The organism is Turicibacter sp. T129 (genome assembly GCF_025594975.1).
Classification (GTDB): domain Bacteria; phylum Bacillota_I; class Bacilli_A; order MOL361; family Turicibacteraceae; genus Turicibacter; species Turicibacter bilis.
Map to the genome: position 1 here is coordinate 30423 of NZ_JAMQUU010000053.1, position 13628 is coordinate 44050.

General features: G+C 34.6%; 16 protein-coding genes. 15 read left to right on the forward strand and 1 reads right to left on the reverse strand.

Annotated elements, in window-relative coordinates:
* The first annotated feature begins 32 nt into the window (after positions 1–32).
* The gene (locus NEH75_RS09890) at positions 33–1868 is read left to right on the forward strand and encodes a glycoside hydrolase family 10 protein (protein WP_055305569.1); all 1836 of its coding nucleotides are present in this window, start codon (positions 33–35) and stop codon (positions 1866–1868) included.
* Between the two features lie 43 nt (positions 1869–1911).
* Here NEH75_RS09890 and NEH75_RS09895 read toward each other — a convergent pair whose 3' ends face one another.
* The gene (locus NEH75_RS09895; RefSeq protein WP_172676275.1) at positions 1912–2055 is read right to left on the reverse strand and encodes a hypothetical protein; all 144 of its coding nucleotides are present in this window, start codon (positions 2053–2055) and stop codon (positions 1912–1914) included.
* Between the two features lie 95 nt (positions 2056–2150).
* Between NEH75_RS09895 and NEH75_RS09900 the strand changes: the two genes are divergently transcribed.
* The 14 genes from NEH75_RS09900 to NEH75_RS09965 all read left to right on the forward strand — a co-directional run bounded on the left by NEH75_RS09900 (position 2151) and on the right by NEH75_RS09965 (position 13562).
* A complete protein-coding gene (locus tag NEH75_RS09900; RefSeq protein ID WP_055305568.1) occupies positions 2151–3341 on the forward strand; it encodes a DNA polymerase IV in 1191 nt (396 codons plus the stop codon).
* 2 nt (positions 3342–3343) lie between these two features.
* Positions 3344–3889 (forward strand): NUDIX hydrolase, encoded by a 546-nt coding sequence (locus tag NEH75_RS09905; protein WP_055243456.1) that lies wholly within the window; start codon positions 3344–3346, stop codon positions 3887–3889.
* 192 nt (positions 3890–4081) lie between these two features.
* Positions 4082–4804, forward strand: coding sequence for a stage II sporulation protein M (locus tag NEH75_RS09910; RefSeq protein WP_055243457.1), 723 nt, complete (start codon positions 4082–4084; stop codon positions 4802–4804).
* A 45-nt stretch (positions 4805–4849) separates the two neighbouring features.
* Positions 4850–5299 carry a Fur family transcriptional regulator gene (locus tag NEH75_RS09915; RefSeq protein WP_055243458.1) on the forward strand — a complete coding sequence of 150 codons (450 nt, stop codon included), beginning with the start codon at positions 4850–4852 and terminating at the stop codon, positions 5297–5299.
* A 48-nt stretch (positions 5300–5347) separates the two neighbouring features.
* Positions 5348–6289: a site-specific tyrosine recombinase XerD gene (xerD, locus tag NEH75_RS09920; protein WP_055305567.1), complete on the forward strand. Its 942-nt coding sequence runs from the start codon at positions 5348–5350 to the stop codon at positions 6287–6289.
* 75 nt (positions 6290–6364) lie between these two features.
* Entirely contained in the window at positions 6365–7546 is a 1182-nt protein-coding gene (gene deoB, locus NEH75_RS09925; protein WP_055305566.1) for a phosphopentomutase, read from the forward strand.
* A gap of 103 nt (positions 7547–7649) precedes the next feature.
* Positions 7650–8177, forward strand: a complete 528-nt coding sequence (locus tag NEH75_RS09930) for a transcription repressor NadR (protein WP_055305565.1) — start codon at positions 7650–7652, stop codon at positions 8175–8177.
* 633 nt (positions 8178–8810) lie between these two features.
* On the forward strand, positions 8811–9338 hold the full coding sequence (locus NEH75_RS09935; RefSeq protein WP_238581293.1) for a sigma-70 family RNA polymerase sigma factor: 528 nt from the start codon (positions 8811–8813) through the stop codon (positions 9336–9338).
* Between the two features lie 11 nt (positions 9339–9349).
* The gene (locus NEH75_RS09940) at positions 9350–9634 is read left to right on the forward strand and encodes a hypothetical protein (protein ID WP_055305563.1); all 285 of its coding nucleotides are present in this window, start codon (positions 9350–9352) and stop codon (positions 9632–9634) included.
* On the forward strand, positions 9631–9990 hold the full coding sequence (locus NEH75_RS09945; protein ID WP_055305562.1) for a zinc ribbon domain-containing protein: 360 nt from the start codon (positions 9631–9633) through the stop codon (positions 9988–9990). Before NEH75_RS09940 ends, NEH75_RS09945 begins: the two co-directional genes overlap by 4 nt.
* 18 nt (positions 9991–10008) lie before the next feature.
* Entirely contained in the window at positions 10009–10551 is a 543-nt protein-coding gene (locus tag NEH75_RS09950; RefSeq protein ID WP_055305561.1) for a hypothetical protein, read from the forward strand.
* Positions 10552–10682: 131 nt separating this feature from the next.
* Positions 10683–12059 carry a CehA/McbA family metallohydrolase gene (locus tag NEH75_RS09955; RefSeq protein WP_055305560.1) on the forward strand — a complete coding sequence of 459 codons (1377 nt, stop codon included), beginning with the start codon at positions 10683–10685 and terminating at the stop codon, positions 12057–12059.
* A 93-nt stretch (positions 12060–12152) separates the two neighbouring features.
* Positions 12153–12455 (forward strand): Dabb family protein, encoded by a 303-nt coding sequence (locus NEH75_RS09960; protein ID WP_055243468.1) that lies wholly within the window; start codon positions 12153–12155, stop codon positions 12453–12455.
* Positions 12456–12608: 153 nt separating this feature from the next.
* Entirely contained in the window at positions 12609–13562 is a 954-nt protein-coding gene (locus NEH75_RS09965) for a carbohydrate kinase family protein (RefSeq protein ID WP_055243469.1), read from the forward strand.
* Positions 13563–13628: the final 66 nt, after the last annotated feature.

The following is a 13628-nucleotide window of genomic DNA, read 5'->3' on the forward strand; positions in this document are numbered from 1 at the left end:
GAATAAACTTCATCAATCTCTTAAAAGAGAAGATGGGATATTATAAAATTCATACTTATCAATTAACGTGTGATTGTCCATATTGTCAACGAATTCGTTCATCAAACGCATCCGTGCAATCGAATACAGAGGTGGCACAAGAAACCAGTCATGAGTTAATGAGACAAACGGCTCGACAAGATACATCCGAAGGCAATTTAATCACCTTGAACAATGCCTTTACACAGGCACCTATTACAGTTGGTGGAGAAGTGGTTTATGTACCGAAAGTATTAGGACCTAAAAAAGAGGAATTGCGTGGGGTTTGGATTACAACGGTACGTAACAATGACTTTCCTAGTAAGGCAGTTTATGAGAATGGGTTTAATCTGGAATTATTTAAATCTGAATTTTTAGCAATTCTTCGTCGCTGTAAAGCATTAACTTTAAATGCAATCTTTTTTCAAGTTCGACCTGAAGGAGATGCCTTTTATGAATCAGGTGTCAATCCATGGAGTGCTTACTTAACAGGTGAACAAGGCGTGAAACCCGATTGGGGTGACTTTGATCCCTTAACATGGATGATTGAAGTGACCCATCAAGAAGGGATTGAATTTCATGCCTGGTTTAACCCGTACCGCTTAACACCAGTGGGTGATCCAAACTCAACGAAACAAAGTCTATTAAATTCATTGAGTGATACACATTATGCGAGACGTCATCCTGATTGGGTTTATTATTTTAATCGTCAAATCTATTTAGATCCAGGTGTTCCAGAAGTTCGTGAGTTTATTGTTCAAACCGTCATGGAAGTTGTTCAAAACTATGCCATTGATGCCGTACATTTTGATGATTACTTCTATCCGTATTCATATGAAGCAGAAGTTAATGGACAGCCAACGGTCATTAGCTTTGCTGATGAAAGTCCAGATTATGCGACTTATGAAGCTAATCATGAACCTAATCAAGATATCGATACCTGGCGAGAACAAAATATTAATCAGTTAGTCTACACATTATCACGCACCATTCATGAATATGGTGTTGAAAATGGAAAAAGTATTGCATTTGGAATCAGTCCATTTGGGGTTTGGGCCTCAGCTGAAGAAACGGAGGGCGTAGGTTCGAATACTTCATCAGCCCAGTTATCCTCTTTAAGTGAATACGTGAATTCAAAACTATGGGTGGATGAAGAATGGTTAGATTATATTGTGCCACAAAATTATTGGTCATTGTCAGATTCTCTTTCATCGTTTGCGGAAGTAGCTGCCTGGTGGAATAAAGTGGTTGGGAATTCTCGTACCCAACTTTATATGGGATTAGGTTTATATCTTTATAATGAAGACTATCAGCACCCAGCTTGGCAAAATCCTGAAGAAATCGTCGACCAAATACGTTATCTTCGCACCCTTTCTGATAATGATGGTTATGTGTTCTTTACTTATCATAATTTAATTGCTTATGATAATAATGAGCCCGGTCAACAAGTGTTAAATCAGGCTCTTTCTCGTTTAGAAAATGAAGTCTTAACCACTTATAGTCTTGTACCCCCTCGACCATGGTTACAAATGCGTGTGACTAATCCGGTACAAAATTTAATGGTGACACCATGTGATGAAGAATGTACTTTAATTCAATTTGAAGATTCACTTGAAAATAATAGTCAATACTATGTGATCTATCGGGTTCCTCGAGCAAGATATCGTGAAACGATCGATTTTTCAGATGCAAGTTATATTTTAGATGTCATTGGAAAAAATAAAGGAGAAGTTGTTCAACATTATACAGATACAACTGCTGATCCAAATGCCGTTTATACTTATGCGGTCACCGCGTTATCACAAGCGCAAGTAGAATCAAGCCCTGTTTCATTTGTATATATTCCTTAAATAAAAAAAATCATTTACTAAGTCAGTAAATGATTTTTTTTTATTAAAAGAAAGGCATATCGCGAAGATTGATAATACTTACGATTAATGAAATTAAAGGGACAACGACGAATGATAATGCTAAAATTAATAATAAGATTTTTGTGCCCTTCATCTTGTTTAAATTATGTTGTGCTTTTTTAGCCATACTAAATTCACCTCATAGACAAAATTTGCTATAATGTATACTGTAACTTAGTCTATTATAATATAAATGCTTAGAAAAAGGAAGAGGATTTAACTTTGGGAACGCCGATATTTAGAATTATATTCCATATTGACTTAAACGCTTTCTTCGCTTCGTGTGAAACGATATTACGACCAGAATTGCAAAACTTACCGTTGGCTATTACAGGTGAGAAGTCTTCGAAGCGTGGAATTGTGGTTACTGCAAATTATGTTGCTCGTCAATATGGGGTTCATAGTGCCATGCCACTGATGCAAGCTAAAAAAAAGTGTCCACATTTAGTGGTTGCATCGGCGAACTTTGATTTATATCGAAAAATATCTCAGCAATTTATTCAGTTATTACATGAATATAGTGATCAAGTTGAAAAGGCATCCATTGATGAGGCGTATGTGGATGTCACTCACCTTTATCAAGAGATTCACCCGCTTCACTTAGCACAACAAATTCAACAACGCATATTCAATGAATTAAAGATTGGATGCAGTATTGGTATCGCACCGAATAAGTTTTTAGCAAAGATGGCTTCTGATATGAAAAAGCCGAATGGGATAACGGTTTTAAGGAAACGAGATTTGCCACACATCCTATGGCCGATGCCGATTGAGGAGATGTTTGGGGTAGGTAAAGCCTCTTCACCTAAATTAAAGCAATTAGGGATAAATACAATTGGCGACTTGGTGCATTATAAAGACGTTGATAAAATTGAGCAACTCTTTGGGCATCATGCACTCAAATGGATTGAGAATGCAAAAGGAAATGATCAAAATCCAATCAACCCAAATAAGTATGAAGTTCCATCTAGCATCGGTCATTCGACGACCTTTTCTAAAGACTATTGTTTTGATGAGGAAATAAAAGCAGAGGCCAAGCGAATGTGTATTAAGACGTCGAATCGATTAAAAAAATATGGTTTATACGCTAAGACGATTAGTATTCAATTAAAAGATACGTCATTTAAACAAATCACACGGAGTCAAACGGTTCAAGTTCCGATTCAAAGTGTCAATGAACTCTATCCAATCATTGAAGAGCTATTTGATGAACATTGGGAAGGACAAGCCCTGCGCTTAATTGGAGTGAATACGACGAATTTAGTCAATACGAATAAAGTGACTCAACAATTAAATCTCTTTAATTATCAGTCGTTTGCGAGTGAAGAGAAGTTAAACCAAACCATTCAACAAATAAAAACAAAACATGGCACCCATCTTATTCAAAAAGGGATTCAGAAAGGACAAAAGTGATTATGAAAAAATTGGAAGAAAAACAATTAACAAGTCAGGAGTATTACCGCAACTCATTTTTAAAGGTGACAGAGGATGAGGTCATTTTACCGAATGATAAACAGGCCAAACGTGTCGTTGTTCATCATCCAGGAGGAGTAAATTTAATCGCCCTAGATGAGGCGAATCGTTTAATGTTAGTCGAGCAATATCGTTATCCGATTGAAAAAGCGACCTTGGAAACACCAGCTGGTAAAATTGAACCCGGAGAAGAAACTAGTGTGACAGCTAAGCGTGAATTAGAGGAGGAGACAGGCTACACGTGTGAATCGTTAAAAATGATTGGTCGTTTCGCCACGTCACCAGGTTTTTGTAATGAATATATTGAAAACTTTTTAGTCATTAATCCCCAAAAGCTAGATTATGAAGTGGCTGGAGATGAAGACGAATTTATTAATTTATATCATGTTACAAAAGAGGAAGCCTTAAAGTTCGTAGAGGAAGGGCGTATTTGTGATTTTAAAACGATTTATGCGATTCAATACTTGATCCTTCATCATCAGTGGTAATCAGCATTCTTAAACTGACAAGAGTTGTCATAGGGGGAGAAACCATCGTTAAATTAGAACATATCATTGAGGAATATTAAGCGAATGTGTCGGCAGTCTTTGATTTTAAAAAATAACCATAAATCTTTACTATTTTTTAGCATAGTTTCTCTTTTTCTTTCATAAAGTTAGAAAAGAAAGGGGGAAGTGCTCATGGTCGCACAAAAACGTCGCAAAAAATCGTTCTCTTATGTCTTATATGTCATGTATGTTCTACTACTACTCGTCATCATTGGTGATATTATTGGGTCTTCACTTTATATTAAATTGGAACAATCGTCACAAAGTTTAATGGTGAACTATGTGAATGAAAATATTAATGCGTTTGATCAAACTCAATGGTCATTTAATCAATTATTTTATAAACAATTCATGTATCAAGGAAGTATGTGGGTGTTAGGATTAACTGTCATTGGTGTCGTCGTCAATTTGTTTTTAGTTTTCTTAAAAGGAGTCATCGCTGGATTTAATGTCTTCTTTATCTTTCAAACATTAGCACCTATGCAAGCCATTTGGACAAGTTTTCTTTGGTTAATTCAGTATTCACTTATTTTAGGTGTTACCATTTTAAGTGGTTATTTTAGTGTTCGTTTTGTAATTATGGCGGTCAAAATTATTTTCTTTAAGAAAAATACGACTCTTTTAAAAAAGCATTTACTATATTACTTTTATCAGTTATTCATTATTATGGTTTTAACATTGGTGACTTCAGGAGTGACGTACTTAATCCAACCGATTGTCTACCATCAGTTTGAAAAAGCAGGTCAAGCTCAGCCCGTAGAACAGTCAGCTGATGACTTTATTTCGACGTCTTCTGATGCGACATCAAATCTAATGTTGCAAATAAATATTAATTTTGAAAGAGAAGTGTTATAATAAACTATAACTAAATTTAGATTTTAATAGCAAGATGGTGAAAAAATGACACAACTTTCAAAATATGAAGCAATGATCGTTAAATCAGGTTCGAAATTAACAAAACAGCGTAAACAAATTTTAAAAGTCATTGTTGATCATTCAGATGAACACTTTTCTGCCGAAACGTTATATGATTTAGTGAGACATATTGACAGCTCGATTGGAATTGCAACCGTCTATCGAACGTTGGAGCTGTTTGAAAAGCTAAAAATTGTTCGCAACGTTAAAATAAAAAATGATGGGGTTAATTATTATGATGTAATTGATTTAGATGAGCAAAATCATTTTCATCACCATTTAATTTGTACCACGTGTAATCGCATCATTGAAATTGCGGATGAATTAGAAAGTTATGAGGCCTTTATCAAAGAAAAGTATGGATTTAATGTCACTGATCATGACCTAACCCTTTATGGAACATGCGCATCATGTCAAGAATCAAAGGAATGTTAAGAGCTTTTACTTAAGTAGAAGTTCTTTTCTTTTTAAGGAGAGAAATAGATGAACTATCAAATGGAATTGGACGGATTTTTAACATATTTAATGATTGATCGTGGATTAAGCTTAAATACAAAAGAGAATTATGAACGAGACTTAAGAAGTTACTTAAGCTTTATCAAACAGCAATCTGTTGAGCAACTCAATCAAATTGAGCGCGAGCAGATTCAGCTTTACTTGATTGAACTATATGAGCGAGGGCTCAATACTAAGTCAGTCGCTCGTCATTTGTCAGCGATTCGGGCGTTTCACCAGTATTTAATTATTGAGAAAGTTTGTGTGAAAAATCCATGTGATTTAATTGAAAGCCCGAAGTTAACACGTGATTTACCGGAAATTCTAAGTATCGAGGAAGTCGATGCATTACTTGAAAGTTTTAAACAAGATACACCAGGAGACCTTCGAAATCGAGCGATGGTCGAATTATTATATGCCTCAGGTCTTCGTGTCACTGAACTTTTGAATTTAAGACTTGAAGATTTACATTTATCGATGCAATTTATTAAATGTCAAGGAAAGGGAAATAAGGAACGAATCGTTCCGATTGGTGAAGTAGCTGCTGAGGTGCTAGATCTTTATTTAACAATTGCCCGACCTAAACTTTTAAAGAAACCGACAGATGTCTTGTTTTTAAATCGTTTCGGTGAGATGATGACACGCCAAGGTTTTTGGAAAATTTTAAAAAAACAAGCTCAACTGGCGGGGATTACAAAAGAATTATCTCCCCATAAGCTTCGCCATTCCTTTGCCACACATCTAATTGAAAATGGGGTCGATTTACGTTTAGTACAAGAAATGTTAGGGCATTCTGATATTGCAACGACTCAAATTTATACGCATATTAGTAAAGATCATTTACGTGGGGTATTTGAGCAAGCGCATCCACGAAGCGGGAAAACAAGTGCTGAAAATGAAGGCTTTTTCTCGCAAAGTTTGGAAAAATGAAATATAATAAATAAGTAAACGGGATTGATTAATACTAAGTTTGTATTAGTTTGTACGTTAGAAAGGAAGTTATTTATGAAGTATAATCGTATATTTTTAGTTATTATGGACTCTGTAGGGGCTGGGGAATTACCAGATGCAAAAGATTATAATGATACAGGGGCAAATACGTTAAAACATATTGCAGAGACTGCTAAAGGATTAAATATGCCTCATATGCAAGCATTAGGACTAGGAAATTTAACTGAAATTGAAGGTGTGGCACCGATTCGACCAGAAAAAGGATATTATACGAAGTGTGAAGAGTTATCAGTAGGGAAAGATACGATGACTGGACACTGGGAAATCATGGGGCTTAAAATTACAGAACCGTTCCGTACCTTCACGGACACGGGATTCCCTAAAGAGTTAATTGATGAATTAGAGGCGCGTACAGGTCGTAAAGTAATTGGAAATAAATCATCATCTGGAACGGAAATTTTAGATGAATTGGGAGAGCAGCACATGACAACAGGTGATATCATCGTTTATACATCAGCGGATTCTGTGCTACAGATTGCAGCTCATGAAGGTGTTATTCCAGTTGAAGAGTTATGGAATATGTGTAAGGTTGCACGTGAGATCACAATGAAAGAAGAATGGAAAGTTGGACGTATTATTGCACGTCCATTCGTTGGGCCGAAAAGAGGGGAATTCAAACGTACACCAAATCGTCATGATTATGCGTTAAAGCCATTCGGACGTACGGTCTTAAATGAATTAAAAGATGCAGGTCAAGAAGTGATTGCGATTGGTAAAATCAATGATATTTATGTTGGAGAAGGTGTAACAGAAGCTATCTTAACGAAATCAAATGAAGATGGAATGAATCAATTATTAAATGTGATGAAACGTGACTTCAATGGATTAGCCTTCTTAAACTTAGTTGATTTTGATGCGATGTATGGACATCGTCGTGACCCATTAGGATATGCGAAATGTTTAGAAGAATTTGATGTTCAATTAGGAGAGGTGTTATCAGAAATGAAAGCAGATGATTTATTAATTATCTCTGCTGATCACGGAAATGATCCAATTGCATCAGGAAGCGATCATACACGTGAGTATATCCCAGTCATTATGTATTCACCATCGATGCAAGCAAGTGGAGAGTTACCAATTGGTAAATCATTTGCTAACATTGGAGCAACAGTGGCCGAAAACTTTGATGTAGAAATTCCCGCCATTGGAGAAAGTTATTTAAATCAATTAAACTAATTTGAAAAACTCAAGGGTAACCTTGAGTTTTTATTCAGAAGTAGACATGGTTTTAAATTTTTATTAAAATAAAGAAAAGCTTTAATGTAAGAGGGTGAGAAATATGGAATCAGTAACACGTCGCGAGGCGATTTATGAGACGTTATCGAAGGCCATCCAACCAATCAAAGGTAGTGAATTGGCTAAAATGTATCAAGTGAGCCGTCAAGTTATTGTGCAAGATATCGCATTATTACGTGCGAAAGGAATCCAAGTAGTGGCAACTCCTTCTGGATATATGATTCAAGAACCTGTAGCCTCAGGTCTTTTGAAAACGATTTGCTGTAAACATGGACATACAATTGAAGAGTTACAAAAGGAATTAGAGTTAATTATTTCGTATGGTGGAAAAGTGATTGATGTGATTGTTGAACATCCGGTTTACGGTGAGATTCGAGTCGTTTTAAACTTAAATTATTTAAAGGATGTCAAAACGTTTATTGAAAAAGTGAGTCAAGCTCAAACAAAGCCTCTATCTTTGTTAACAGAGGGGATTCATTATCATACGTTAGAAGTCGAAAATGAACAGATGTATGAAGAGATTATCAACGAATTAAAACAACATCATTTCATTCATGAGCGATTGAAATAATAAATAGGATAAATTTATCATTAATGAATTTCATGGCTTGGTCATGAAATTTTTTGAAAAATTTAGTGACAAGACATCGATATATATAAGGGCGATTGAAGTGAAGAATAATTTGATTTCAACGTTAAATTGAATTGGATTGCTGCCACTTTAGTGGTGAGAACTATTATTATTAAAATAGGAACACTTTTAAACCTTTCTTTCTAACTGAAGTGGGAGGAGTTGAGAAAGTCTTCATGGCAGCTGCTATTGGAGTAGGGGTCACTTATGCTTAAAATGCTAAGCTACTTGTAATTTTGCACGTTATTGTTCCTGTTGTTTTTAGTTTAGTCGTTTCAAAAGTAATGCATCAAAAAGGATTAATTGAGCAAGCTGATTTAAAATGATGTTTAAATTAAATGCGATTAGAGGCTATTTCTCATCAGAAATAGTCTTTTTCTATTAAAATTTTAAAAAAATAATGAACTTTTTATCCGTTTGTGTGTCTTATTAGTGAGAGAAAAAGTTTCAGGAAGCTATAAAAATAGCAATGAACTTTTTTAAATGGAGGGACCTCATCATTCAAGTAATCTAGTTTTAATAAGTAGAGAGGAAAAAATAAATAACAAAATGAGGTCTAGAGGGTGAAAGAGGGTGAGAGTTTTGGATGAGGAGCAACTCGTCAGACGAGCTAGAGATGGTGATCGACACTGTTTAAATATTTTGTTCGATATGCATTATAAAATGCTTTTTGGCTATTTAATTAAATTGTGTGGAAATGTTCATTTGGCAGAAGATTTAGTACAAGAGTCATTATTAAAGGCAACGCTAAATATAAAAAAATTTCGAGGTGATTGTAAATTTTCAACCTATTTAATTCAAATTGCAACAAATTGTTATAAAAATGAAGTCCGAAAACAACAACGGATGATTTATGATGAGGAGGCGTTGCAGCATTTGAGTGTTAATGCTGAAGGTGAAGTGTTTACTCAATTACAATTTAGAGAGGCATTAGACACCTTACAACAAATGAATGAGGAACAACGAGTGAGCTTCATTTTGAGGCATTATTATGGTTACAGCATTGAAGAAATATCAACTTATTTTAATGTCGCTCACGGAACAACGAAGTCAAGAATCCATTCTGTGATTCAATCGATGAGAAAAAAATTATTAGAATAGGAGGAATAGTTATGGAGTGTTTGAAAGATGAAAAATTAGAAGAAGCGGGATTGATTCATAAAATTGATACGTTAAAAATTATCCAAGAGGCCAATCAACAACAAATCAAGAAACGTCAAAAACAATTAAAACTTTTGATTATACTTATGATTGGATGTTGCTTTTTTGGGCAATGGATTTGGTTTGAACTCTTTGGATTTCAAAAAGAAGTGTTTTTAATAGGTGGGGGGTATCTTTTAATAGGAACCATTATTTTGTTAGTTCGTGTCTTAGTTGAGGGAGGAAATGTATTGTGATAATCGTAACTTTACTGATGTGTTTATTCTTATTTGTTTGTATTTGTTTTGGAATTGGTCAAGTTGTTTGGATTTATTTAGATGCTAAAGAACGAGGAGATCGTTTGAAGATTGTTTGGGCTCTTTTTGCGGTATTTCCTATTTTTATACCTTATTTATTACCCCTACCACTTATTGTTTATTTACTTATTAGTCGTAGCTATGCGTCTTCATGTCCAACTTGTAATGAAAAAATTAGACCAGATTATGTCACTTGCCCACGTTGTGGTCAACACTTAAAAGAAAAATGTTTAAATTGTGGACGTTCAATTGAAAAAAGTTGGAATTATTGTCCGAGCTGTTCAAAAGAGTTATAAAATAAAGGAGAAAAAGAGATGAAGATTATTTTAAAATATAAAAAAACATTTATAGCAGTTGTGATGGTGTCTCTTTTGCTTGCAATTTTACCCGCTATATCGATGTGGATGTTTGGGGTTATGTGTGAGCAGGACACGATGGTAGAGATGTTTAATGGCTATCTAAATGATTATGATTACCAAAGTTCACTTCCAGAAGATTATGTCTATCAAGCAGTGAATTTAAAGATGGATTCAACAGCTAATCTAGAACACCCAAGTTGGAATGGGAACCAAGTTCAGTTGACAAAAGAAGAAACGTTTTCTAAAATAAAAAGTAAACAATTGATGGTACAGGAATGGTATTTAAAAGAAGGGACTACTCTTAAATGGAGAGCAACGGGTAACGTAGAAGAAGGTTATGCAGAATATTGTTTATTAAGTGAAAATGGGGTAGAGGAGTATTTAGCGATTGGTGGAGAAGGCGAATTTAAGATCGAAAAATCAGGGAATTATGGAGTTTTATTAAATGCTAATTTTTTTAAAGGTAGTGCAACCATTCATTTAGATCTCATGAAGTAAAACACCTTTCATAGTTATTCATGATAATAAAAAAGCAATCGATAATGGATTGCTTTTTTTATGAGTGATGAATAAATGAGGCATTAACTGGGTAGAGTAGAGTGGAATGTTGAAATTTAAAGGTGATATTGATGAGACGCTGGATTCATAGTTTAATGATACTATATTCAATCTTAGGTTTATGCCAACTTCAACCCCTGATTCAAGAAAGTGAGCAATTGGCTTCTCAATGGGTAGAAATTGTACAAGGAGAGGTAAAGGGAAGTATTGTGGGAGAGGATGGAAAGCCAGTCATTGCTCAATTGAGGTTTTTTGATAGTGATGGAGCACTCATTAAGCGAATTCAAACGGATATAGACGGAAACTTTGAAATCCTATTAGATGAAGGCCATTATAACTTAGAAGTATCTAAGGGTTATGAATATGAGATGAAACAAGTGCCGATTGAAGTAAAGAAAGAAAATCCTCTTAATTTAAAGTCGATAAGTCTTACACGATTAATGGATTGGACAGCTAAAAGTTATTTGTGTGGTGATTTACATCAACACTCTCAGTTTAGTGATGATGGACTTAATACAGTTGAAGAAGTTCTAATTGCAAATCTGGCCAATGGTTTAGATTTTGGAGCAATCGCCGATCATAACACAGTGGATGGAAATGACGAATGGCTATCATTATCACAAAAGCTAAGTTATTTAGCGATTCCAGCACAAGAGATTACAACAAATCAGGGACATTACTTAGCTTTAAATACGTCGAATTTAATTGATGTGACCGCTCTTACTTCCGAAGATGAAATAGATCAAATGATTGATGAAACTCATCATCAAGGTGGGATGATACAAATTAATCATCCAGGAAGAAATTTCCCATTTTGGAACGTAGGGGGGCAATTTGATGCGATAGAAATTTGGAATGGACAGGCCATGCCACCCATTCCGAATTTGAACGATATTGATGAAGAATTTGCATATAATCAAATAAGTAAACAGAAGTGGTTTGATTTATTGTCAGAAGGAGCTAAACTAACGGCACTTGGTAACTCAGACAATCATGATATTAGTAGTGAAAGTATAACGGCACCAATTAGTGAAAATGAGCAGTTTAATGAATGGATTGCCCAAGGATTATATAATGGAAATCCTAGAAACTATGTAAAAGTAGAGGAAGAGAGTGTTGAGGGCATTTTAAAAGGAATTAAAGAAGGACATGTTTTTATTACAAATGGTCCGTTAATGGATGTAACGTTAAATGAAGCAACTTTTGGTGATCGAGTGGTTAATACGAATGAAGTAGAAATTTCGTATCTTATCGCTTCTAATCAGGGCTCATTAGAATCATTAAATGTCATCGCAGATGGGCAAGTGATTGAAACCATTCCATTAGCGGAAGATGTTCCGACACTTGGAACCATTAATTTAAATTTGTCAAACTATCAATGGGTTGTGTTCGAAGTGATTAGCAAATCTTATGAGTATGCGATTTCAAACCCAATTTATTTAAAATGATAAGAAAAAAATAAGCCAAAAGTCGTCGAAGTATTGAATATTGTGTAAATTTTCAGTAAAATAAAATTAAGTAAAAATAAATGGAGGTACATGATGGTTAAACATATCGTTATGTGGAAGATTCAAGGTGTTAATGGTCAATCTAAAGAAGAGACTGCACAAGAAATTAAGCGTACATTAGAAGATTTAAATGGAAAAATCGAAGGATTAATTCATTTAGAAGTTGGAATTGATTTCTTACAATCAGATGCATCTTATGATGTTGTTTTATATTCAGAGTTAGCAAACAAAGAGGCATTAGATTTTTATCAAAATCATCCACTACATGTTAAAGCAGCAACAGAGGTTGTTAAACCAGCTGCGACTTCTCGCATTGTCGTTGATTACGAAATGTAATAAATAACAAGCAATGACGACTTGTTGTTATTGCTTGTTTTTTAGTGGAGAAAGGTGAGATGACTTGTCGGTTATCGAAAATTTAATATAATGACAGAATAAGTAGAATTCACTTTGATCTACCATTTTAACTAAAGGGAGAGGCTAGCAAGCATGAAAAACAATCAAGAAGCATATAACTTAGTCTTTGGTATATCAATTTATGATATTTTTGGATTTACAAATATGAACTATCGTTCTCATGATTCAAATCCTGGACGTGTGAAAGTATCCTTTGGAGGAGTATGTCGTAATATCGCCGAAAATATGGCTCGTGTCGGTGCGAATACGAAGTTTATTTCTGTATTAGGAAATGATGAAAAAGGAAAGAGTATCTTAGAACATTCAAAACTAATGAATGTGGATATGTCTGATTCACTTATTGTTGAAGGAGCTTCAACACCAACATATGTTGCGATTTTAGATGAGCATGGTGAAATGGTTTCTGCGATTGTTGATATTAATGTTGATCACCATATCACGGAAGCGTTTATTGATTCAAAAGCGTCAGTTATTGAAGAAGCAGAATATATGTTCTTTGGTGCTGATAATCCTGAAATTCTTGAATATATTGTAAAAAAATATGAAGGTAAAACAAAGTTTGTTTTAGACCCAGTATCTGCTGCGAAAGCAGTAGAGGTTAAACATTTATTACCTTACTTCCATACCGTTAAACCGAATCGTCATGAAGCAGCAGTTTTATGTGGATTTGAGATTAATACAGTTGAAGATGTTCGTAAAGCAGGTCAGTATTTACTTTCATTAGGTGTGAAACATGTCTTTATTAGTTTAGATGCTGATGGTGTCTATTATTGTACAGCTGATGAAGAAGGAATTGTTAAACCGAATCGTGTAGAGGTCATCAACGTAACAGGTGCTGGTGATTCGTTTATTGCAGGTGTAGGTTATGCGTATTTAAATCAGTTATCAATTTTAGAAACAGTTAAATTAGCACAAACCATGTCAATCATTACAATTTCACACGAAGAAACGATTCATCCGGAGATGGCAGTTGATTATGTTAAGGAAAAAATAGATGCTATTGAATGGACTGTTACAACATTCTAAAATCTTATAGACCTTTGAAAAAAGATGTCGTTATTTATAACGACATCTTTTTTATGTGCGCCCGGC

Excerpts from the sequence above, each read along its gene's own strand:
- NEH75_RS09905 (WP_055243456.1), top strand. The coding sequence starts at position 3,344 with ATGAAAAAATTGGAAGAAAAACAATTAACAAGTCAGGAGTATTACCGC.
- NEH75_RS09910 (WP_055243457.1), top strand. The coding sequence starts at position 4,082 with ATGGTCGCACAAAAACGTCGCAAAAAATCGTTCTCTTATGTCTTATAT.
- deoB (WP_055305566.1), top strand. The coding sequence starts at position 6,365 with ATGAAGTATAATCGTATATTTTTAGTTATTATGGACTCTGTAGGGGCT.
- NEH75_RS09955 (WP_055305560.1), top strand. The coding sequence starts at position 10,683 with ATGAGACGCTGGATTCATAGTTTAATGATACTATATTCAATCTTAGGT.
- NEH75_RS09895 (WP_172676275.1), bottom strand. The coding sequence starts at position 2,055 with ATGGCTAAAAAAGCACAACATAATTTAAACAAGATGAAGGGCACAAAA.
- NEH75_RS09915 (WP_055243458.1), top strand. The coding sequence starts at position 4,850 with ATGACACAACTTTCAAAATATGAAGCAATGATCGTTAAATCAGGTTCG.
- NEH75_RS09965 (WP_055243469.1), top strand. The coding sequence starts at position 12,609 with ATGAAAAACAATCAAGAAGCATATAACTTAGTCTTTGGTATATCAATT.
- xerD (WP_055305567.1), top strand. The coding sequence starts at position 5,348 with ATGAACTATCAAATGGAATTGGACGGATTTTTAACATATTTAATGATT.
- NEH75_RS09890 (WP_055305569.1), top strand. The coding sequence starts at position 33 with ATGGGATATTATAAAATTCATACTTATCAATTAACGTGTGATTGTCCA.
- NEH75_RS09930 (WP_055305565.1), top strand. The coding sequence starts at position 7,650 with ATGGAATCAGTAACACGTCGCGAGGCGATTTATGAGACGTTATCGAAG.
- NEH75_RS09940 (WP_055305563.1), top strand. The coding sequence starts at position 9,350 with ATGGAGTGTTTGAAAGATGAAAAATTAGAAGAAGCGGGATTGATTCAT.
- NEH75_RS09960 (WP_055243468.1), top strand. The coding sequence starts at position 12,153 with ATGGTTAAACATATCGTTATGTGGAAGATTCAAGGTGTTAATGGTCAA.
- NEH75_RS09950 (WP_055305561.1), top strand. The coding sequence starts at position 10,009 with ATGAAGATTATTTTAAAATATAAAAAAACATTTATAGCAGTTGTGATG.